General features: G+C 68.1%; 20 protein-coding genes. 12 read left to right on the top strand and 8 right to left on the bottom strand.

Annotated features, from left to right (window positions below; translation table 11 throughout):
• Positions 1-5 precede the first annotated feature (5 nt).
• Both V9K99_RS09350 and V9K99_RS09345 read right to left on the bottom strand, forming a co-directional pair.
• Positions 6-686: a response regulator transcription factor gene (locus tag V9K99_RS09350; protein ID WP_337002475.1), complete on the bottom strand. Its 681-nt coding sequence runs from the start codon at positions 684-686 to the stop codon at positions 6-8.
• A complete protein-coding gene (locus tag V9K99_RS09345; RefSeq protein WP_337002477.1) occupies positions 679-3,060 on the bottom strand; it encodes a sensor histidine kinase in 2,382 nt (793 codons plus the stop codon). The genes V9K99_RS09350 and V9K99_RS09345 overlap by 8 nt, the downstream gene beginning before the upstream one ends.
• Positions 3,061-3,070: 10 nt before the next feature.
• Between V9K99_RS09345 and V9K99_RS09340 the strand changes: the two genes are divergently transcribed.
• The 3 genes from V9K99_RS09340 to V9K99_RS09330 are packed head-to-tail and all read left to right on the top strand — an operon-like array spanning position 3,071 to position 4,453.
• On the top strand, positions 3,071-3,679 hold the full coding sequence (locus V9K99_RS09340; protein ID WP_337002479.1) for a hypothetical protein: 609 nt from the start codon (positions 3,071-3,073) through the stop codon (positions 3,677-3,679).
• Positions 3,680-3,709: 30 nt separating this feature from the next.
• A complete protein-coding gene (locus V9K99_RS09335; protein ID WP_337002481.1) occupies positions 3,710-4,102 on the top strand; it encodes a nuclear transport factor 2 family protein in 393 nt (130 codons plus the stop codon).
• A 42-nt stretch (positions 4,103-4,144) separates the two neighbouring features.
• The gene (locus tag V9K99_RS09330) at positions 4,145-4,453 is read left to right on the top strand and encodes a hypothetical protein (protein WP_337002483.1); all 309 of its coding nucleotides are present in this window, start codon (positions 4,145-4,147) and stop codon (positions 4,451-4,453) included.
• 17 nt (positions 4,454-4,470) lie between these two features.
• On the opposite strand, the gene V9K99_RS09325 is transcribed toward V9K99_RS09330, so the two are convergent.
• Entirely contained in the window at positions 4,471-4,962 is a 492-nt protein-coding gene (locus tag V9K99_RS09325) for a dihydrodipicolinate synthase family protein (protein WP_337002485.1), read from the bottom strand.
• 207 nt (positions 4,963-5,169) lie between these two features.
• A complete protein-coding gene (locus V9K99_RS09320; protein WP_337336381.1) occupies positions 5,170-5,799 on the bottom strand; it encodes a CBS domain-containing protein in 630 nt (209 codons plus the stop codon).
• 119 nt (positions 5,800-5,918) lie between these two features.
• Here V9K99_RS09320 and V9K99_RS09315 point away from each other — a divergent pair, with 119 nt between their 5' ends.
• Entirely contained in the window at positions 5,919-6,155 is a 237-nt protein-coding gene (locus V9K99_RS09315) for a hypothetical protein (protein ID WP_337002489.1), read from the top strand.
• On the opposite strand, the gene V9K99_RS09310 is transcribed toward V9K99_RS09315, so the two are convergent.
• A complete protein-coding gene (locus V9K99_RS09310) occupies positions 6,144-6,893 on the bottom strand; it encodes a MerR family transcriptional regulator (RefSeq protein ID WP_337002491.1) in 750 nt (249 codons plus the stop codon). The two genes, V9K99_RS09315 and V9K99_RS09310, sit on opposite strands and share 12 nt — an antisense overlap.
• An 83-nt stretch (positions 6,894-6,976) precedes the next feature.
• Between V9K99_RS09310 and V9K99_RS09305 the strand changes: the two genes are divergently transcribed.
• Both V9K99_RS09305 and V9K99_RS09300 read left to right on the top strand, forming a co-directional pair.
• Positions 6,977-8,800 (top strand): hypothetical protein, encoded by a 1,824-nt coding sequence (locus tag V9K99_RS09305; RefSeq protein ID WP_337002493.1) that lies wholly within the window; start codon positions 6,977-6,979, stop codon positions 8,798-8,800.
• Positions 8,797-9,756: an alpha/beta fold hydrolase gene (locus V9K99_RS09300; RefSeq protein ID WP_337002495.1), complete on the top strand. Its 960-nt coding sequence runs from the start codon at positions 8,797-8,799 to the stop codon at positions 9,754-9,756. Before V9K99_RS09305 ends, V9K99_RS09300 begins: the two co-directional genes overlap by 4 nt.
• 2 nt (positions 9,757-9,758) lie before the next feature.
• Here V9K99_RS09300 and V9K99_RS09295 read toward each other — a convergent pair whose 3' ends face one another.
• Positions 9,759-10,172, bottom strand: a complete 414-nt coding sequence (locus tag V9K99_RS09295) for a CHRD domain-containing protein (RefSeq protein ID WP_337002497.1) — start codon at positions 10,170-10,172, stop codon at positions 9,759-9,761.
• A gap of 121 nt (positions 10,173-10,293) precedes the next feature.
• Between V9K99_RS09295 and V9K99_RS09290 the strand changes: the two genes are divergently transcribed.
• The gene (locus V9K99_RS09290; protein ID WP_337002499.1) at positions 10,294-11,442 is read left to right on the top strand and encodes a CaiB/BaiF CoA transferase family protein; all 1,149 of its coding nucleotides are present in this window, start codon (positions 10,294-10,296) and stop codon (positions 11,440-11,442) included.
• A gap of 226 nt (positions 11,443-11,668) precedes the next feature.
• Here V9K99_RS09290 and V9K99_RS09285 read toward each other — a convergent pair whose 3' ends face one another.
• Complete coding sequence (locus tag V9K99_RS09285; RefSeq protein WP_337002501.1) at positions 11,669-11,860, bottom strand: LacI family DNA-binding transcriptional regulator; 192 nt, start codon at positions 11,858-11,860, stop codon at positions 11,669-11,671.
• Positions 11,861-11,980: 120 nt separating this feature from the next.
• Between V9K99_RS09285 and V9K99_RS09280 the strand changes: the two genes are divergently transcribed.
• Genes V9K99_RS09280 through V9K99_RS09270 form a run of 3 tightly spaced genes read left to right on the top strand, consistent with a single transcriptional unit; the run spans position 11,981 to position 14,369 of the window.
• A complete protein-coding gene (locus tag V9K99_RS09280; RefSeq protein WP_337002503.1) occupies positions 11,981-13,411 on the top strand; it encodes an NAD-dependent malic enzyme in 1,431 nt (476 codons plus the stop codon).
• Positions 13,411-13,815 carry a VanZ family protein gene (locus V9K99_RS09275; protein WP_337002505.1) on the top strand — a complete coding sequence of 135 codons (405 nt, stop codon included), beginning with the start codon at positions 13,411-13,413 and terminating at the stop codon, positions 13,813-13,815. Before V9K99_RS09280 ends, V9K99_RS09275 begins: the two co-directional genes overlap by 1 nt.
• Positions 13,812-14,369, top strand: a complete 558-nt coding sequence (locus tag V9K99_RS09270) for a YqgE/AlgH family protein (protein WP_132211073.1) — start codon at positions 13,812-13,814, stop codon at positions 14,367-14,369. Before V9K99_RS09275 ends, V9K99_RS09270 begins: the two co-directional genes overlap by 4 nt.
• A 39-nt stretch (positions 14,370-14,408) precedes the next feature.
• Here V9K99_RS09270 and V9K99_RS09265 read toward each other — a convergent pair whose 3' ends face one another.
• Positions 14,409-14,675, bottom strand: coding sequence for a DUF3039 domain-containing protein (locus V9K99_RS09265; RefSeq protein WP_337002511.1), 267 nt, complete (start codon positions 14,673-14,675; stop codon positions 14,409-14,411).
• 148 nt (positions 14,676-14,823) lie between these two features.
• On the opposite strand from V9K99_RS09265, the gene V9K99_RS09260 reads away from it, so the two are divergent.
• Together V9K99_RS09260 and V9K99_RS09255 are read left to right on the top strand one after the other, a co-directional pair.
• Positions 14,824-16,614 (top strand): DEAD/DEAH box helicase, encoded by a 1,791-nt coding sequence (locus V9K99_RS09260; RefSeq protein ID WP_443137115.1) that lies wholly within the window; start codon positions 14,824-14,826, stop codon positions 16,612-16,614.
• Positions 16,615-16,859: 245 nt separating this feature from the next.
• Positions 16,860-20,222, top strand: coding sequence for a CARDB domain-containing protein (locus tag V9K99_RS09255; RefSeq protein ID WP_337002515.1), 3,363 nt, complete (start codon positions 16,860-16,862; stop codon positions 20,220-20,222).
• The last annotated feature ends 73 nt before the right edge of the window (positions 20,223-20,295 follow it).

Here is a 20,295-nt window from a genome sequence, read left to right as displayed (position 1 = left end):
CAGCGTCAGGACAGGCGGCCGGACTCGCGCAGGAACGTCAGCACAGCTTGCACGCGTCGGTGCAGCTGCGACTCCTGGGCCAGACCGAGTTTGGTGAAGAGGGAATGCGCGTACTTCTCGACCGAGGACTCGGACAGCATGAGAGTGGCAGCGATTCCCTTGTTGGTCCTTCCCTGAGCCATCTCTCGCAGCACCTCGAGCTCTCGCGGTGCGAGTCCGGCCAGTGGCGAATTCTCGTCGCGAGTCCTGTCTCGGAGCAGCGACTCGACCACGGTCGGGTCGATCACCGATCCGCCGGCGACGACCGCACGAAGCGCCCTGACCAGTTCGTCGACCTCACCCAACCGGTCTTTGAGTACGTAAGCGAGCCCGGCGGCACCGTGCTTGAGGAGCTCGGCCGCGTACTCGGGGTCGGCGTGCTGGGAGAGCACCACCACGCCGACACCGGGGTGATCCGCACGGATCCGGTGGGCGGCCTCGATACCTTCGACGCGGTGGCTCGGTGGCATCCGGATGTCGGTGATCGCGGCGTCGGGTGAGAGCCGGCGAACCGCATCGAGCAGTTCTGTCGCGGTGCCGACCGCGGCCACCACCTCGACCTCGCCGGAGTCTTCGAGCAGTCGGCGGGCACCTTCGCGAACCAGGTAGTGATCCTCGGCGATGACGACCCGCAGCCGCTCAGACATGTGCCACCTCGCGGATCGTTGCGGGGAGCCGGCAGCGGACCCTCGTACCCGCGCCCGGTCGGCTCTCGAGCTGGAATCGACCACCCAGCGCAGCGGCTCTGTCCTCGAGATTGGCGAGTCCTCGCCTGGGGGTATCGAGCGGCTCGAAGCCGATCCCGTCGTCGCCCACCTCGAGGCTCAGCCAGCCATGATCGTGGTGAACTCTGACCTCGACCGAGGCTGCCATACCGTGCTTGAGCGCATTCGTCAGCGCTTCGCAGGCGAAGAAGTACGCGGCTCCTTCGACATCGTCGTCGAAGCGCAGTTGACGAGTCGCCGGATCGGCAGTGATGGCGATCGCGATCGGTGCTGCCCTGACCCTCGCCTCGAGTGCGGCAAAGAGACCCTTGTCGCTGAGCACTGCCGGGTGGATTCCCTGAGCCAGATTGCGCAGATCATCGAGCGTCGCAGTGACTGTGGTTTGAAGCCCGGCAAGGGTCGGACCAGCCGCGCCTGGATCGCGTTCGAGCTGATTGCGTGCCAGCCTGAGTCCGGCGATCAAGGCGACCAGTTCCTGCTGGACGCCGTCATGGATGTTGCGCTCGATCCGCCGCCGCTCTGTTTCCTGGGCATGGACGATCCGGGACCGCGACGCCGCCAGCTCGTCGGCTTGGATCCGGATCTCGTCGAGCCGGGCGGAGAGTTCGGCTGCGAGCCCGGCGTTGCGAACCGCCAAAGCGGCCTGGCGCGAGAGGGTCTCCAGAAGGGAGCGGTCCTGATCGGAGTACTTCCCCTCGCGCCGGGGGCCGCACTCGATCACGCCCACCGGCGTGTTCGCATCGGCAACGAGCAGACGCGAGCTCAGCGTCGGCTCGCCCGTCCTGGGCTCGATCCCGGCCGTTGCTCTAGGCACCAGTACTGAGCCCTGCGTGACCGAGATCCGCGCCCAGCTCGCGTCGAGTCCACGCTGGACCGTGGCAGCCAGCCGGGGGAGAAGCTCGTCGAGACTGAGGGTGCGCTCCAGATCGGCGCCGAATGCTGCCAGCAGTTCGTAGCGGCTGGTCGGCTCGCCGAAGACCCAGCGGTTGGCCAGCCGTTCGAGCCTGCGCCGCGCCGGCTGGAAGGCCAGCGTCGCGATGACGGTGAGGACGATCGCCACGGTCACCGGCACCTGGCCGCCCACGGCGATCCCCAGTGCGGCGGCGGCGAGGACATAAACGACGACGATCAGCAGCCACAGCGTGCCGTACACGAGCGACTTGCGAATGAGTACGTCGACGTCCAGCAGCCGGTGCCGGAAGATCGCGACGAGGATCGCCGCCGGGACGAGGGCCAGGAAGCCATAGCCGACGATCAGGTAGGCGATATCGACCACTCCACTCCGACGGGCCGAGAGCAGAGCCAGCCCGATGCCGGCCAACAGACCCACGATGCAGACCCACAGCAGCCATCGGACCTGGGACCGCTGCTCGATGCCGAGCCGTCGATAGCGCAACGCGAGCAAAGCGACACCCACGGGCAGGAAGCTCGTCGCCAAGACGCTGAACAGCAGTTCAGGCAGCTTCTCCAAGACCTCGGGTCCGACCGCCGCCGGATTCGAGATCTCCGGAGTGCTGCCGTCGTACGCGACATGGAACCGCGGTGTCAGCAAGGCCGCAAGGACCGGTACGACGACCTGCAGCCCCCAGACCGCCCGGATCAAGCGGCGCTCGTAGGCACGCTGGTAACGGCCGTCGGGAAACAGTGCGAGCAGGGTCAAGGCGACCGAGAAGGCCGCACAGCCCACGCCGATGAGGACCAGGTTCGCGATCCAGAGCCCCTGCCGGTCCGGATCCCGCTCCAGGACCGCACGCAGGAGCAGATCTCCGGACGCGAAAAGCGCCCACAGCGAGCCGGCGGTGAGCAGGAGTCTGGCCACCGGGAGATCGGGCCGCCGCCAGAAGGCATACAGCCCGGTCGCCGCGAACGGCACGAGGAAGCCGCAGGTGAACGCGAGCAGCCGTGCGGAGATGTCCCTGTCGAAGACCAGCGCGGCGACAGGGATGGCCGACAACAACGCGAGTGTGCTGATGACGGCGAGAATCCGGCAAACCGGTGCCGGGATCACCATGTTTCGGATTCTCCCAGCGCCGGGCCGGGCGGTCCAGGAGGCGATCCCCAGTCCGGCGTGCGGAAATCCGGAACGTGGGCTGCGGAATCCGGCACCGAAGACGGGGGCTGGCTTCGATGTGCAGCCGGTACGGCGTTCGTAGCGTCGTCGGTGTCCGAGGCAACATCGCGAACAGACACCACGGAGGCACCCGATGGACTCGACATCAGTGGCCGGAGAACGGCTGCGATCCACGGGCGGCTCGCGTCGTCGACGTACCGCTGCGGCCTGCGGAGCGTTGTTCACGCTCGGCATCGTGATCGGCGACGACACCATCAACCGCGCGGGTGAGCCGCCGACCCCGATGGATCGTGCGGGCGACTCTCTCGTCCAGGTCGAGCAGTATCTGGCGAGTGCCGCCGAGGCCGCCGCCAGTGGGAGCTACTGGGTCGGACGTGGGATCGGCACGCTCGCCCTGGCCGCGCTGCTGGTGTTCAGTGTCCATGTCTCACAGGAGATTCGGCGGCGGGAGGAAGGCTCCGGGATCCTGTCCGGTGTCTGCCTCGGCGCGGGGCTGGTGGCGGTCTCGCTCGGTCTCGTCAGTTGCTGCGCCCAGTTCGCCGCGGTTGCCAGGGCGAGCGAGGGCATCGACACCGAGACAGCCCGCGCGCTCCTCGACCTCTCCGGTCTCACCTTCGTCCTCATGTGGTTGCCGATTGCAACGTTCATGACGGCGATGGCGCTGGCAGGCCGACGTCACGCACTGCTGCCGAGGTGGCTCACGATCACTAGCGGTCTGCTTGCTGCTGCGCTGTTCGCGGGCCTGGCGTCCTTGCCGGTCAGCAGCATCGGCTTCTTCGCCATCGTGCTCGGTTTCGTGTGGTTCATCGCGGTCAGCATCCGGCTGGCCTGGCGCCCGGCCTGAGGCCGCCATCATCGAACTGGAGGATCAGTCATGTCCGAGAACAACGTTCACATCGCCCAAGCATCCTATGCGGCGTTCGCTCGCGGCGACCTGCCTGCCGTCCTGGACAGCTTCCACCCGGATGTCGAATGGCATGCCGCAGAGGGACTGCCCTGGGGCGGCGTTCACAAGGGCCGTGAGGCCGTGGCTCAGGATGTCTTCGGCGCGCTGATGGCGGCATTCGACGACTTCCGGCTCAGCATCGAACGCTTCATCGACGGAGGCGACTTCGTGGTGGTGCTCGGGCGGTACAGCGCGACGGCTCGGCAGACCGGCCGGCCGCTCGACGCGGCGTTCGCCCACGTGTGGGAGCTCGAGGACGACAAACTGAAGCGCTACTACCACTACACGGACACGTGGAAGTTCCGGCAGGCTCTGTACTGAGCTGGGTAGTTTGGCGTGGAAGGCCAGGGGCACCGGGCCGGTATGCGAGCCAAGGGTTTCTCGTTGCTAGGTGCTGTGCTGCTCGGTGTCCTGCTGGCCATGGCGCCGGTTGCCTCGGCGTCCGGTGCGGCGACCACGGTGGCGGTGCAGCCGGTCGCGGATCCGACGCCGTCGCCGACGCTCGGGTCGACCGAGTCGCCGAATCCGAATCCGCCTGGTGCCCAGGACGCCGATCCGGACGATTACACCGGCGCCACCTGGATCGTGATCGGCGCGGCTGTCATAGTCGTACTCGTCGCCGGTGGAAGCTACTTCGTGTTCCGCAACCGCCGAAAGACCCCGACCGTCTGAGCAGGTCAGCCGGCCGATCAGGGTCGGCCGGTTGACCGGGTGAGCAGGCCGGCCAAGGCGGCTCGGCGTACGGCGTCTGGTGGGTCGATCGCCATCCGGCAGCGGCCACCGGGGAGACCCTGCTGGTCCAGTAGATACTTGATGTTCGCGATGCTCCCGTCGACGGTCTTCACCGCGGACTGGACCGCCGGCTGAGCGCTGTGACCGGTCAGGAGTTCGGCGAACAGACCAGGCAGCGCGCCGGCGTTGCCGGAGACGATTCCGGTGCCACCGGCAACCATCACGTCGGGCAGTTCGGCGTCGTTGCCTGACCAGACCTCGAATCCCGCCGGAGTCGCTTCGGCGTACGCGCGGACGACGTGCATCCCGGCACCGCTGACCTTCACACCGACGATGCCGTCGATCGTGGCGAGCCTGGCCAGCAGCGAAGGCGGTACGACGGTGCCGGCGAGACCGGCGAACACGTAGACGTAAACAGCCGCGCCGTCAGCGGCCGCCGCGCAACGCATCGTCCAACGCGGGGAACTCGCCGTTCGTCCCGGCCACGAACACCGCCGGGATCCCGCCCTCGATCACGTGTGAGACCAAGGCCCGGTCACCGCCGAGATGACCTCCTCGTCGCGCTCGAACGGCGTGGTCAGCGCGGCTGCGATCATGGCTGGTCCTCTCCAACGGCGGAGAGCCCACCATACTGCAATCGATTGCGTGCGGCGATCTCAGAAGCCGGTGATGGCGAGATCGTCGAGCTCGTAGGTCAGGTTGTTGTGGACGGCAACTACGCCGGGGATGCGATGGACGGCGTACGTCGCGTGTTCGGCGCGGCTGCGGAACGTGAGGCTGCCGTGGAGGGTGACGACGCCGTGGTCGACGTGCACGGTGACGGTCGTCGGGGGACGGTCGATCAGGGCGCGGACCTCGGCCTCGATGCTATCGTCGGTGCGGTTGTAGACGCTCAGTAGGTCCTGCGGCGTGAGTACGCCGATCAGTCGCATCGCCGGATCGACGACGCACAAGAGCGGCTGCGACGACTCGGCAAGCCGTGCCGCGGCCCGGCTGAGGCGTGTGTCGCCGTACACCGTCACTGGCGGTCCGATCATCAGCTCACCCGCGGTCCGAGCGGTCGACTGACGCCACCGGGCTCGCGCCTTGGCCCCACCCAGGATCGGCCGCGGATCGTTGCCACCGTGGAACTCCAGCTTCGTCAGCAGCGCCTCACCCACCACGATGCCGACCGGCCGCCCGTCGTCATCCACCACTGGCACCGCACCCGCGTCAGCAGCCAGCAACGCACAGACCGCGTCCCTGAACGCAGTCTCCCGCCGCACCGACACCACGGTGCGCCCCATAACCCCCAAAACCCGAAGTTCCCCCATACCGCTCACACATCCTTCGAACACTTCGAGGATAGCGGGATGGGACGATCGCGGGTACGTCATACGACGTACAGGTCTTCGGCCGCCGCCAGGTGGACCTCTCGGCTGACTTCGTCGCGGGGAGTGCGGGACTGGTGCTCGGCCGTGATGGGTGGGTGCTGCGGGGCAGCCGAGCGACGTACTCGTTCACCGTGGACGGGCCTTTAGAGGTGGAACCGGAGGACGTACCCGAGGAGGTATTGGCACAGGTTCCCGAGCTGCGGGCGGTCCAACACGGACGCTACAAGCTGGCCCACGCGGTGACGAAGCCCGGTCGGTTAGCCGGTTGACGGTAGGGCTTTGGGGTCGAGGCCTAGTTCTTCGTAGGCGACGACCTCGATTTCGCGGGCCATGGATTCGCGGAAGGCGGCGACCAGGGCCTGGCCGGCCAGGGGGATGATGTTCTCGAGGGTGCGCTGGATCTCGGGCCAGCCTTCGGCGGGGAGGCCGGCGTCGGCGAACTCGCGCCAGACGGTGCTGCGGAAGAGTTCGACGTAGATCTTGGCGACCGCGTCGGCCTGGGTGAAGAGCTTGGGCAGCATCTCGAAGATCGCCTGCATCGGGACGCCGAGTTTGATCACCTCGAGGCCGGTGCGGAGCAGGTCGGGGTTGGGGATCCGGAGCCTGCCGTCCTCCTGCCGCTCGGCGATCCCGAGCTCCACCAGCCGGGCGATCACCGCTGGGTCGTGCGGTACGCCGGCCCGCTCGGCCAACTGGTGTTCGTCCAGGACCTCCGGCTCGGACGGCGTCCACGGGTTCACCAGGGTCTCGAAGACGCCGAGCGCCATCGCGCCGTCCGGTAGTTCGCTCATCATCCGCTCAACCGCGGCCAGCGTGTAGCCCTTGCCGAGCAGTTCGCGGACCAGCGTGAGCCTGGCCACATGGTCGGCGTCGTAGTACCCGGTCCGGCCGACCAGTCGTGGCGGTGGGATCAGGCCGCGCCCGGCGTACGCCCGCACGTTGCGGACCGTCATGCCCACCTTGGCGGCGAGTTGGTCGACGGTGAGCTCTTCGTCCTGTGCATCCACGCTTGACAGTCTTCCAGACTCCACGTTACATAGAGGATGTAACATCAAGCATGGTGCATAGCCAATGTGAAGGAGCACCCGATATGGCGGTCCCGTTGGCAACCACCGGTACGGCGACGTTCGACCAGATCGCGATCGTCACCGGGCTCGTCTCGCTGATGTACGTCGCACTCGCCGTCTTCCTGTGGCGCGAACGGACCGGCCGCGTCACGCTGGTAGGAAGGCTTGCGGACACCATCGGGAGACTGGACGGAGTCCCCCGATGGGCCGCGCTGACGCCGTACCTGCACGCCGTCTCACTGCTCGCCTGCGCCTTCGGGGTGTGGTGGGACATCGCGGTGCACATCGCCCGCGGCCGTGACACCGGCCCGTTCGGGACGCCGGCGCACTATCCGATCTTTTTCGGCATCCTCGGCGTGATCGTGTCCGGCGTGCTGCCGATCGCCCTCGCCCGCAAGCCGTTGCCGGCCCGCACGATCAAGCTGACGAAAGGCTGGCGGATCCCGTGCAGCGCCGCGCTGGTCACGGTCTGCGGCACGTTCGCGCTGGTCGGTTTCCCGCTCGACGACGTCTGGCACCGTCTCTTCGGCGAGGACGTCACGTTGTGGGGTCCCACCCACTTGCTGATGATCGGCGGCGTCGTCCTGTCGATCTTCGCCCGGCTGCTCGCGCTGGCCGAGGTCGAGCAACTGATGGGCACGAACAAGCGGCGGCTGTTCCAGGAGATCGTTGCCGTCGGCGCATTGCTGATCGCGTGGGACCTGTTCAGCACCGAGTACAACTACGGTGTCCCGCAGTTCCCGCTGATCCTGCACCCGATCCTGATCGCGTTCGGCGCCGCGCTCGCCTTCACCGTCCTGCGGGCCAGGCGAGGCCCGGGGACGACGTTCGGCGCGCTGGCCGTCTACCTGGTCATCCGCGGCGGGATCGCCTGGGCGGTGGACCAGCCGCTCGGCGGGATCCTCGGTCATTTCCCGCTGCTGATCGTCGAGGCGGTCCTGGTCGAGGCGGTCGCGTTTGCCCTGGGCAACAAGAACCGCTTCCGCCTCGGTGCCGTCGCCGGCGCCCTGATCGGAACCGTCGGCGTGGTCGCCGAGAACGCCTGGAGTCACGTCTGGATGCCGATCCCGTGGCCGTCGTCGATGCTCCCGTCGGCTCTCGGGTACGGCGTCGTGACCGGGATCGGAGCCGGGTTGGTCGGGGCATGGCTCGCCACCCGGTACGCCGAGGTCGCCGGTGAGGAACGCGCGACGGGGATCCGCCACGTGCGTCCGGTCGCCGTCCGCCGTACGCATCAACTCGGAGCCGTCGGGTTGGCCGTCGTACTCGGGACTGTGTTCTTCTGTGTGCCACGTTCGGCAGAGCCGGGTGTGTCCGCGACCGTGTCGTTGGAGCGGGTGGCCACGGGGGCCGAGCCGACGGCGTATGTGACGGTCACGCTGGAGCCGGCCGATGCGGCCGAGGGCGCGCGGTGGTTCGAGGCGATGGCCTGGCAGGGCGGCGGGTTCCTGACCCACCGGATGGTGAAGGTTGCTGACGGCACCTACCGGTCGGCGGACGCGTTGCCGATGTACGGCAAGTGGAAGTCGATGATCCGGCTGCACACCGGGCAGCGGGACCTGGTCTCGATGTGGGTGTTCGCCCCGGAGGACGCCGCGATCGAGAAGCCGGCTGTGCAGGTGTCGGACGGGCAGACGGTCGAGTTCATCGACGAACAGCAGGTGTTGCGCCGTGAGGAGCGGACGGACGTGCCACGATGGATGTGGAACGGCGGCTACGCCCTGCTCGGCGTGGTCGGTCTGCTGGAGATCGCCGGGATCGCCTGGCTGGTCGGACGCGGTGCCCGCGGTGGGCGTCTGCGGGCCGCCCACCTGGCGGCCGGTGAGCGGGAACGGGAGATTGCGTGACGATCCAGGCGGAACGGTCGGGCGTGACCACGACTGACGGCGTACGTCTGAACGTGGAGAAGTTCGGTCCGGACGATGCCCCGGTGACCGTGCTGCTCGTGCACGGGTGGACCTGCTCGACGCGGTCGTGGCACAACCAGGTCGAAGGGCTGCCGCGGATCCTCGGGCCGGACGCCGTACGCATCGTCACCTACGACCACCGTGGTCACGGCCGGTCGGGTGCCGGGCCGGTGGGGTCGCAGCGGATCGAGCAGTTGGCGGACGACCTGATCACCGTGCTGGACACGGTGGTCGGCGACGGTCCGGTCGTGTACGCCGGTCATTCGATGGGCGGGATGACGTTGATGGCGCTCGCGGACCAGCGGCCGGAGCTGTTCGGCTCCCGGATCGCGGCGGCGGCCTTGGTCAGTACGACGTCCGGCCAGGCCAGCTCTGGTGCGTTCGGTATCCCCAACCGGTTCGACTCAGCGGCGGCCACCTTCGCCCCGCGGGCGGTGAACCTGGTCGGTGCGCGGATCGAGCGCCGGGCCCAGCGCGCTGGACTCACGACGCGTCGCGTGGTCAGCAGCCGGCGTGCGTTCGAGTTGGCCGCCGCCCGTCTGCAGCGGCCTGCGCTCCGGCAGATGGTGTTCGGCAAGAAGGTGGATCCGGCCGAGGTGGACCTCTTCCTGGCGGATCTGGCCGTCGTGCCGGGTCCGTCGTACGGCGGTTTCTTCGAGGCGATCCTGCGGCACGATCGCGGGCACGCGCTGAAGGTCCTCGACCAGCTCCCGGTCGAGATCATGCACGGTACCCGCGATCGCCTCCTCCCGCCCCGCCATGCGAACCGGATGGCCGCCCAACTCCCCACTGCCCGTCTCTGGATGTACCCGGGCGCCGGCCACATGCTCATGCAGGAACGGCCCCGGGACGTAACGCATCGCCTCGCCTCCCTGGCGAGGAAAGTTCGCGGTTAGCGCTACTTCAGCTGGCCGCGGATTGCACCGGCCGGGAAGGTCGCGTTGTGCACGTTGACGTAGTAGTCGCCCGGGTCCGCGCTGATTCCGGCCGCGAGTTCGGTGGTGATGGTGGCGCAGCCGGAACCTGGGTTAGCGGCCACGGACAATGGGATGACGACCGGCCCGGCGACGCCGCGGGGGCCGATGTGGACGTGGGCGGCGGTCGCGGTCTCGATGTTCTTCCAGCTGAGGGTCCAGCAGAACGTGGTGCCCTCGAGCGTGTAGGTGAAGAACCCGTGACCGTCCGGATCGGCGGCCGATGCCTCCTGCTCACCGTTCAACGGAATGGCCGGTGCCGCGCTGGCAGCCGGCAGGCCGAAGGCGGTGGCCGCGAGAATGGTGGCCGCTGCGACGATGCTGGTACGTACTGACATGGTTCCCCTCCTGGTCGTGAGGACCGTCCTCACTTCGTTACACGTACGACGACCCGGAACGGTTCATCTCCGTGAGAAGCGCGTCACGGCTGGGATCCGGGTTCTCGCCTAGGGTGACGGCGTGCAGAATCTCCTGTCTGATGTTGTCGTCGTCGATCTGACCCGGGCGCTGGCCGGGCCGCATGCCGCCATGATGCTGGGGGACCTTGGCGCGCGGGTGATCAAGGTGGAGACACCTGAGGGCGGGGACGACAGCCGGGGCTGGGGTCCGCCGTTCGTCGAGGGCGAGTCGACGTACTACCTGTCGGCCAACCGGAACAAGGAGTCCGTGACGGCTGACCTGAAGTCCGACGACGGCCACGCCTTCCTGACCAAGTTGGTCGAACGGGCCGACGTACTGCTCGAGAACTTCCGGCCCGGGGTGCTGGATCGGCTCGGGTTCTCCACCGAGCGGTTGCACGAGCTCAATCCGGGGCTGGTGATCCTGTCGATCACCGGATTCGGGCACGACGGGCCGGATGGTGGACGGGCCGGGTACGACCAAATCGCCCAGGGCGAGGGCGGTCTGATGAGCATCACCGGCGCGGTCGAGCCGACGAAGGTCGGCGTACCGATCGCCGATCTGCTGGCTGGGATGTACGGCGCTTATGGTGTGCTGGCCGCCCTGCACGAGCGATCGATCACCGGGAAGGGGCGCGTCGTCCGGACGAGCCTGCTCGCGTCGGTGGTCGGCGTGCACGCGTTCCACGGGACGAAGTGGACCGTCGCGGGCGAGCTGCCCGAGCGGGTCGGCAACCACCATGCACAGATCGCGCCGTACGGGCTGTACCGGACCCAGGACGACATCGTGCAGGTCGCGGTCGGGAGCGAGGGACAGTGGCGGACGTTCGCACCGATCGTCGGCCTGGATCCTTCGGACGAGCGGTTCGCGGTGAACTCGGCCAGAGTCGCCCACCGCGACGAGTTGACTGCCGCAATCGAGGCCGCGTTCGCTGTCGAGAAGGCCGATGTGTGGCTGGAAAGGCTTGCGGACAAGGGGATTCCGGCCGGGAAAGTCCGCGATTTCCAGCAGGTCTACGAGTGGGAGCAGACGCTGTCCCAGGGCTTGCTCATCGACGTCGAGCACCCGACCCTCGGCAAGATCCAGCTGCCCGGTCCGCCGCTGCGCTTCGACGATCAGCCGTACGCCGGTGCCCGCGAGACCAACCTGGCACCGCCGCGACTGGGCGAGCACAACGAGTCGGTCAGAGCCTGGCTGGACTCAGAGTAGACGCCCGTACGACGAGCTCCGGGCGGATCAGCGTCTTGCGGAGACGCTCGGACCCGGCGCCCTCACCGTCTCCGGCAGCTGAACCTCGAACACGATCTGGGGGCCTTGGACAGGTCTAGCCGATCCGTTCGTAGCCTTGGGCAACCAAATGCGCGGTGGCCTGCCGAGCGGCCAGGCGTGCCGCGGGCGATCGCGGTGAAGAACGGGTTCTCCACGTCGGAGATGATCAGCGCGACGACGGCGGCCTCCTGCCGGCGCAGGTTCCGGGCCGGGCCGTCGGGCTGGTAGCCGAGCTCGTCGGCGGCCTTGCGGACCCGGGCGACCAGGTGCGATCGACCGTCGGCTTGCCGTTCAGGGCCCGGGAGACGGTCGCCGTGGACACCCCGGCCCGGGCCGCCACCTCACTGATTGTCGCCACCGATCCTCCCTTCCCTGACGGAAGAGCAACCGTCCGAGTAATGGATTACCCAGGTTCCTGTCCGTGCACTTTAAGAACACAACCTCGGCGCATTACCAGTGGCGTGAGAGGATCACCCGCGTGACTGCCTTGCCGAGTGTTTCGTACTCCATCACCGTTCGCCTCGAGGTGCCCGCGGGTGGCTCGACGGTGAGCAAGCTGACGACCGCGGTCGAGCAGGCCGGCGGTCTGGTCACCGCGCTCGACGTGACCGCGTCCGGCCACGAGCGGCTGCGGATCGACGTCACCTGCGCCGCGGCCGACACCGAGCACGCCGGCCGGCTGGTCGAGGCGATGCGCGCCGTACCGGGGGTCGAGATCGGCCGGGTGTCGGACCGGACCTTCCTGATGCACCTCGGCGGCAAGATCTCGATGGAGGCCAAGCACCCGATCCGCAACCGGGACGACCTGTCGATGATCTATACGCCGGGTGTCGCCCGGGTCTGCCTGGCGATCGCGGCCAACCCCGACGACGCGCGCCGGCTGACCATCAAGCGGAACAGTGTCGCGGTCGTCACCGACGGTTCCGCCGTTCTCGGTCTCGGCAACATCGGCCCGAAGGCCGCGCTGCCGGTGATGGAGGGCAAGGCGGCGCTGTTCAAGCGGTTCGCCGGGATCGACGCCTGGCCGCTGTGCCTGGACACCCAGGACCCGGACGAGATCGTCCAGATCGTCAAGGCGATCGCCCCCGGGTTCGCCGGGATCAACCTGGAGGACATCTCCGCGCCGCGCTGCTTCGAGATCGAGGCCCGGCTGCGTGAGGAGCTGGACATCCCGGTCTTCCACGACGACCAGCACGGTACGGCGGTCGTCGTACTCGGGGCGCTCTACAACGCCCTGCGCGTGGTGAGCAAGGACATCAGCAACGTGCGGGTGGTGCTGTCCGGTGCGGGTGCGGCCGGTACGGCGATCCTGAAGCTGCTGCTCGCGGCCGGGGTGAAGGACACGATCGTGGCCGACGTCGCCGGTGTCATCCACCTGGAGCGCGAGGGCCTGTCGCCGGAGCTGCGCTGGATTGCGGAGAACACCAACGCTGCGAAGTACAGCGGCGACCTGAAGGGTGCGCTGGCCGGTGCGGACGTGTTCATCGGGGTGTCGGCGCCGAACATCCTGACCGGCGCGGACATCGCCACCATGAACGAGGACTCGATCGTGTTCGCGCTGGCCAACCCGGTGCCGGAGGTCGACCCCGCCGAGGCCGGCGAGCACGCGGCCGTGGTGGCCACCGGCCGGAGCGACTTCCCGAACCAGATCAACAACGTGCTGGTCTTCCCGGGTGTCTTCCGCGGTCTGCTGGACGCCCAGTCGTCGGCGGTGTCGATCGAGATGGAGCTGGCCGCCGCGAAGGCGCTGGCCGGTGTCGTCACCGACGACGAGCTGAACGCCTCCTACATCGTGCCGAGCGTCTTCCACCCCGAGGTGCACACGATGGTGGCGCACGCCGTTCGCGACGCCGCGGGTGGCAAGGCCCCGGCGCACGAGCACTACCCGGAAGACCACCCTTCGCTGTAATGACTGTTTCTGTGGCTGGTGCGACCCGGGCGGGCGTGAAGGTCTGGTTGTGGCGGATCGGGTTCGTCGCGGCCTGCCTGCTGCAGTTGTACGGCGTCTATTCGCCGCAGCAGGCTGGACCGGATGTCGGGCTGCCGCTGGCCGACAAGGCCGCGCACCTGTTCCTGTTCGGGTCGGTGGCGTTCCTCGGGCTGAAGACCGGCGTACCGTCGCGGTGGTTGCTCGTGGCACTGGTCAGCAACGCGGTGGTCAGCGAGCTGGTCCAGCATTTCGTGTTGCCGCAGCGCAGTGGCGATCCGCTCGACTCGCTGGCTGATCTGGTCGGTGTTGCCGTCGGAGCGTGGGTCGGCTTCAGAGTGGTCCGTAGTACAAACGCTGCCGGGCACGACATGATGGGTGCATGACGGCCTCGACCCTGACTGGTTCGCTGCTGGTGGCGACACCCCTGCTCGACGAGCCGCCCTTCCGCCGGTCGGTGATCCTGCTCCTCGATCACGACGACGACGGCGCTCTCGGGGTGGTGGTCAACCGCGCGGCCGACCTGGCCGTCGACCGGGTGCTACCGGACTGGTCCACCACCGTGAACGAACCCGGTGTGCTCTTCATGGGCGGTCCCGTCGGCACCGACAGCGCGCTCGCCGTCGCCGAGGTGATCGAGTCGGCCGACCCGCCGGGGTGGCGCGAGTGCTTCGGCCGGATCGGGCTGATCGACCTCGACGTACCGCCGGCGCTGCTGGAGGGCGCGATCCAGCGGATGCGCATCTTCGCCGGGTACGCCGGCTGGTCCAGCGGGCAACTCGAGGGCGAGATCACCGAGGGCGCCTGGTACGTCGTCGAGTCCGAACCCGACGACGTGTTCAGCCTGCACCCGGACGGCCTGTGGCGCCGGGTCCTGCGCCGCCAGAACGACCAGATGGCGTACCTGGCGACGTACCCGGACGACCCCACGCAGAACTGACCGGGCGCGGATTCCGCCCGGTCTTCCGGCGCGTCGGGGCTACTCGTCGCCCTTGTCGTCGCCCGGGTTCAGCGACTCCCAGATCTCCTTGCACTCCGGGCAGACCGGGAACCGCTGCGGATCCCGGCTCGGCACCCACACCTTGCCGCACAGCGCGACCACCGGCGTGCCCATCACCATCGCCTCGGTCAGCTTGTCCTTCGGCACATAGTGCGAGAACCGCTCGTGATCGCCGGGCTCTGCCGGCGCGGGCTGTGTCCGCTCGTCGACAACCGTCTCGGCGCCAGGCGTCAGCTGAGTACTCATGCCCCCGAGTGTAGGCCGACACGCCCGGCAACCCCCGAACTTTCTCCACAGCCGGACCGCACTCCGACACGCCACTCGGGGTTTGTCGGCGAAGTCAGGTAACGTTCCTGCACGGCCGACAGTCGACTAACGGGGGAGTATGCCGTCCGTGGATTCGCACGCGCCCGCTGCACCAGCCGTGCTACCTCCGGCCTACCCGGACCGCGCTGCGTGGGGTACCGCGAGCAAGCTGCGCGCCTGGCAGGCGGAGGCACTCAAGCTCTATCTCGACAAGCAGCCCAGGGACTTCCTCGCGGTGGCGACACCGGGAGCCGGTAAGACCACCTTCGCGCTCACCGTGGCCGCCGAGCTGCTGCACCGGCGGCTGATCGAGCGGATCACCGTGGTGACACCGACCGAGCACCTCAAGGTCCAGTGGGCCGACGCGGCCGACCGGGCCGGGATCGCGATCGACCCGGCGTTCGCCGGCCGGCGCGGCAAGACGAACAAGGACTTCCAGGGCGTCGCGGTCACCTACGCCGGCATCGCGGTGAACCCGCTGGCCTTCCGGGTCCGGACCGAGCGGTTCAAGACGCTGGTGATCCTGGACGAGGTGCACCACGGCGGCGACGCGCTCAGCTGGGGTGATGGCGTGCGGGAAGCATTCGAGCCGGCCACGCGCCGGCTCTGCTTGACCGGTACGCCGTTCCGCAGTGACGACAACCCGATCCCGTTCGTCACCTACGAGCACGGCTCGGACGGCGTCGCCCGGAGCAAGGCGGACTACACCTACGGCTATGGTCACGCTCTGCGCGATCACGTCGTACGCCCGGTGATCTTCATGTCCTACTCCGGTGAGATGCGCTGGCGGACCAAGGCCGGTGACGAGGTGGCGGCGCGGTTGGGTGAGCCGCTGACCAAGGACCTGACCGCTCAGGCCCTGCGGACGGCGCTCGACCCGGCCGGCGAGTGGATGCCGGCCGTGCTGGCGGCCGCGGACAAGCGACTGACCGAGGTACGGCGGCACATGCCGGACGCCGGCGCATTGGTCATCTCGGGTGATCAGAACACGGCTCGGGCGTATGCGAAGACGCTGCGCGAGCTGACCGGTGAGGCGCCGACCGTCGTGCTGTCCGACGAGAAGGCGGCCAGCAAGAAGATCGCGAAGTTCTCCGAGGGCGACTCGCGGTGGATGGTCGCGGTCCGGATGGTTTCGGAAGGTGTCGACGTGCCGCGACTCGCGGTCGGCGTGTATGCGACGCCGACGTCGACGCCGCTGTTCTTCGCGCAGGCGGTCGGGCGGTTCGTGCGGGCCCGGAAGCGGGGTGAGACGGCGTCGGTGTTCGTGCCGTCGGTGACCCGGCTGCTGAGTTTCGCTGCCGAGATGGAGGTCGAGCGCGACCACGTGCTCGGCCGGAAGAACTCGAACGAGGACGGCGACATCTTCGCGCTCGAGGACGATCTGCTCGCGAAGGCGAACCAGGCCGAGGGCGCCAGCGACGAGTTGGAGGCGAAGTTCGAGGCGCTCGGCTCGGACGCGAGCTTCGACCGAGTGGTGTTCGACGGCGGTGACTACGGGACCGGCGGCGACCAGGCGTCTGACGAGGAGCTGGACTTCCTCGGGCTGCCCGGGCTGCTGGAGCCGGACCAGGTCCGCGAGTTGCTCCGCAAGCGTCAGGCGAAGTCGATCGCGGCGCAGAAGAAGTCGCAGCGAGGTTCGTCGGACCGCGAGGATCCGACGCCGACCGAGCTGGCGACGCACGAGCAGGTCGCGCTGCTGCGCCGGGAGCTGAACGGTCTGGTCGCCGCCTGGCACCACCGCACCGGTCAGCCGCATGGCGTCATCCACAACGACCTGCGCCGCAAACTCGGCGGCCCCGCCGCGGCCCATGCGTCCTCGATCCAGCTCAAGGAACGCATCGAGCTCATCCGCGACTGGGCCACCCAGCGCCGCGCCTAACGCGCCAACCGGCAGTAGCCCAACGCCGCGCCTGACCCGTTGTCGGCAACACCCCATCCCGGACGTCCGCGGGGTGGGGTGTTTTCGCGCGTGCGGTGGCGAACTGTTGACGAACAGAACACGGCGGTGCAATCTCTGACCTACCGCTCCGCAAGAAGTTGGCAAGATCATGCAATTTCGATAGAGACCTCTTGTCGGTGTGGCACTCGTCCGTCCCCCCGCCCCGAACGACGGAGGACCACCGCATGCCTCGGAAGAACCAGCCTGCCTGGCGGCTCCTGGTCGGTCTGCTCGCGGCCGCGCTCATCGCGGCCGGCCTGCTGCCCGGACCCGCTACAGGAGCTGTCACCGCCAACCTCGCCAAGACCCTGTCGGCCAGCAGCTCGCTCGGTGCGTATCCGAGCGGCAACGCCGGCGACGGCAACCAGAACTCCTACTGGGAGAGCACCAACAACGCCCTTCCGCAATGGATCCAGGCCGATCTCGGCGCCGTCGCCGACGTCAACCAGGTGACCCTGAAGCTCCCCGCGTCCTGGGGCGCCCGAACCCAGACCCTCACGATCCAGGCCAGCACGAATGGGTCGTCGTACAGCACCGTCGTCGGCAGTACGGCGTACTCCTTCACGCCGGCCGGGAACAACACGGTCACCATCGACTTCGCCACCACGTCGGCCCGCTACGTCCGGCTGACTGTCACCGCGAACACCGGTTGGCCGGCCGCGCAGCTGTCGGAGTTCGACCTGGCCGGGCCTGGTGGCGGGCCGGTCGAACCTCCGACCGGTACCAATCTCGCCAGCGGCAAGCCGATCGAGGCGTCGTCCTCGGTGTTCGGCTTCGTCGCCACGAACGCGAACGACAGCAGCATCAGTACCTATTGGGAGTCCAACGGCTTCCCGGCAACGCTGACCGTGAAGCTCGGTGCGAACGCCGAGCTCAGCGCGGTCGTGGTCAAGCTCAACCCCGACCCGGTGTGGGGACCGCGGACGCAGGCCATCCAGGTCCTCGGCCGGGAGCAATCCGCCACTACGTTCACCTCGCTGGTGGCCCAGACCGACTACCAGTTCAGCCCATCCGGTAACCAGAACTCGATCACCATCCCGGTCACCGGCCGGTACGCCGACGTGCGGCTGCAGTTCTCCAGCAACACCGGCGCCCCCGGCGGCCAGGTCGCCGACTTCCAGGTCCTCGGTACGGCGGCGCCGAACCCGGATCTCGTGGTCACCTCGGTCACCTGGAGCCCGGCCAACCCGACCGAGATCACGCCGATCACCATGTCGGCCACGGTCAAGAACGCCGGCGCTGCGGCCGCTCCGGCCAGCAGCCTGAACTTCCTCCTCGGCGGCTCGGCCGCCGGCACTACCTCTGTCGGAGCACTCGCGGCCGGCGCCTCGGCCACTGTCACCGCCACCGCCGGAACCCGTGCCCAAGGCAACTACACCGTCGCCGCGGTGGCCGATCCGACCAACGCCGTCGTCGAGCAGGACGACAGCAACAACAACTTCCAGTCGCCTGATCAACTGGTCGTCGGCCAGGCAGCCGGCCCGGACCTCCAAGTCACCGCGATCACCTCCAACCCGGCCAATCCAGCGGCCGGAACTCAGGTCTCCTTCACTGTCGCGGTGAGCAACCGCGGTACGGCGGCCTCCGGCTCCACCAGCGTCACCCGGCTCACCGTCGGCAACACCACGCTGAACACCAACACCGCCTCGATCGCGGCCGGCGCGACCGTGAACGTCGCGATGACCGGCACCTGGACGGCGACCAACGGCGGCGCAACCCTGATCGGGATCGCCGACGCGACCAATGCCGTGGCCGAGACCAACGAAACCAACAACACGTTGACCCGGTCGATCGTGGTCGGACGTGGTGCCGCGCTGCCCTACACGTCATACGAGGCGGAAGCCGCCGACTACAACGGCACGCTGCTCACCTCGGATGCGAAGCGGACCTTCGGACACACCAACTTCGCCACCGAGTCGTCCGGCCGGCAGTCGGTCCGGCTGAACTCGACCGGCCAGTTCGTCGAGTTCACCTCGACCGTGCCGACCAACTCGATCGTGGTTCGCAACTCGATCCCCGACTCGGCCAACGGGCAGGGCATCGACGCCACCATCAGCCTGTACGTCGACGGCGTCTACAAGCAGAAGCTGACGTTGTCCTCGCGCCACAGTTGGCTCTACGGCAACAGCGACGGACCGGAGTCGCTCACCAACACCCCCGGCGGTGACGCGCGCCGCCTCTTCGACGAATCGCAGGCCCTGCTCGGTACGTCGTACCCGGTCGGAACCAAGTTCAAGTTGCAGCGCGACTCCGGCGACACCGCCGGGTTCTACATCATCGACATGATCGACCTGGAGCAGGTCGCTCCGCCGATCGCGCAACCCGCCGGCTGTGTGTCGATCACGCAGTACGGCGCCGTGCCGAACGACGGGATCGACGACGCGGATGCGATCCAACGAGCCGTCACCGACGACCAGAACGGTGTCATCAGCTGTGTCTGGATCCCGGCCGGCCAGTGGCGGCAAGAGAAGAAGATCCTCACCGACGACCCGCTGAACCGCGGCCAGTACAACCAGGTCGGGATCAGCAACACCACCATCCGCGGCGCCGGGATGTGGCATTCGCAGCTTTACTCGACGATCGAGCCGCAGAACGCGGGCGGGATCAATCACCCGCACGAAGGCAACTTCGGCTTCGACATCGACAAGAACGTGCAACTGTCGGACATCGCGATCTTCGGCTCCGGCCGGATCCGCGGCGGCGACGGGAACGCCGAGGGTGGCGTGGCGCTGAACGGCCGGTTCGGCACCGGGACCAAGGTCACCAACGTCTGGATCGAGCACTCCAACGTCGGGGTCTGGGTCGGCCGTGACTACGACAACATCCCCGAGCTGTGGGGGCCGGGTGACGGCCTGGAGTTCAGCGGGATGCGGATCCGCGACACCTACGCCGACGGGATCAACTTCGCCAACGGCACCCGCAACTCGGAGGTGTTCAACTCGTCCTTCCGGACCACCGGCGACGACGCGCTGGCGGTCTGGGCGAGCAAGTACGTCAAGGATCAGTCCGTCGACATCGGCCACGACAACGCGTTCACGAACAACACGATCCAGCTGCCGTGGCGGGCCAACGGCGTCGCGATCTACGGCGGCTACGGCAACCGGATCGAGAACAACCTGATCTACGACACGATGAACTACCCCGGCATCATGCTGGCGACCGACCACGACCCGCTGCCGTTCTCGGGGACGACGCTGATCGCCAACAACGGCCTCTACCGCTGTGGCGGGGTGTTCTGGGGTGAGGCGCAGGAGTTCGGTGCGATCACCCTGTTCCCGGCGAATCTGCCGATCACCGGGGTGACGATCCGCGACACCGAGATCCACGACTCGACGTACGACGGGATCCAGTTCAAGACCGGCGGCGGTGAGATGCCGAACGTCGCCCTCACCAATATCCGGATCGACAAGTCGAACAACGGCTCCGGCATCCTCGCGATGGGCGGCGCACGCGGCAATGCGGTGCTCAGCAACGTCACCGTCACGAACTCCCGCGACGGCGACATCGTGAAGGAGCCCGGCTCCACGTTCACCTTCACCGGGCAGTAGCCCCGGCAACGTCACCGGGCCGAAGCGCCGGCCCGGTGATGCGGCCTCCGCACCCCGTCCGTCCCGCGGGTGC

The sequence above is a fragment of the Kribbella sp. CCNWLW201 genome (assembly GCF_037203805.1).
Taxonomy (GTDB): domain Bacteria; phylum Actinomycetota; class Actinomycetes; order Propionibacteriales; family Kribbellaceae; genus Kribbella.
Note: the sequence above shows the minus strand (reverse complement) of the source record. Positions and strands in the feature narration are given on the sequence as shown.

What these genes read in the sequence shown, in the direction of transcription:
- V9K99_RS09325 (WP_337002485.1), bottom strand. Translation starts at nt 4,962, where the DNA reads ATGCGTTGCGCGGCGGCCGCTGACGGCGCGGCTGTTTACGTCTACGTG.
- V9K99_RS09295 (WP_337002497.1), bottom strand. Translation starts at nt 10,172, where the DNA reads ATGTCAGTACGTACCAGCATCGTCGCAGCGGCCACCATTCTCGCGGCC.
- V9K99_RS09305 (WP_337002493.1), top strand. Translation starts at nt 6,977, where the DNA reads ATGGCGGTCCCGTTGGCAACCACCGGTACGGCGACGTTCGACCAGATC.
- V9K99_RS09265 (WP_337002511.1), bottom strand. Translation starts at nt 14,675, where the DNA reads ATGAGTACTCAGCTGACGCCTGGCGCCGAGACGGTTGTCGACGAGCGG.
- V9K99_RS09255 (WP_337002515.1), top strand. Translation starts at nt 16,860, where the DNA reads ATGCCTCGGAAGAACCAGCCTGCCTGGCGGCTCCTGGTCGGTCTGCTC.
- V9K99_RS09275 (WP_337002505.1), top strand. Translation starts at nt 13,411, where the DNA reads ATGACTGTTTCTGTGGCTGGTGCGACCCGGGCGGGCGTGAAGGTCTGG.
- V9K99_RS09330 (WP_337002483.1), top strand. Translation starts at nt 4,145, where the DNA reads ATGCGAGCCAAGGGTTTCTCGTTGCTAGGTGCTGTGCTGCTCGGTGTC.
- V9K99_RS09320 (WP_337336381.1), bottom strand. Translation starts at nt 5,799, where the DNA reads ATGGGGCGCACCGTGGTGTCGGTGCGGCGGGAGACTGCGTTCAGGGAC.
- V9K99_RS09350 (WP_337002475.1), bottom strand. Translation starts at nt 686, where the DNA reads ATGTCTGAGCGGCTGCGGGTCGTCATCGCCGAGGATCACTACCTGGTT.
- V9K99_RS09270 (WP_132211073.1), top strand. Translation starts at nt 13,812, where the DNA reads ATGACGGCCTCGACCCTGACTGGTTCGCTGCTGGTGGCGACACCCCTG.
- V9K99_RS09335 (WP_337002481.1), top strand. Translation starts at nt 3,710, where the DNA reads ATGTCCGAGAACAACGTTCACATCGCCCAAGCATCCTATGCGGCGTTC.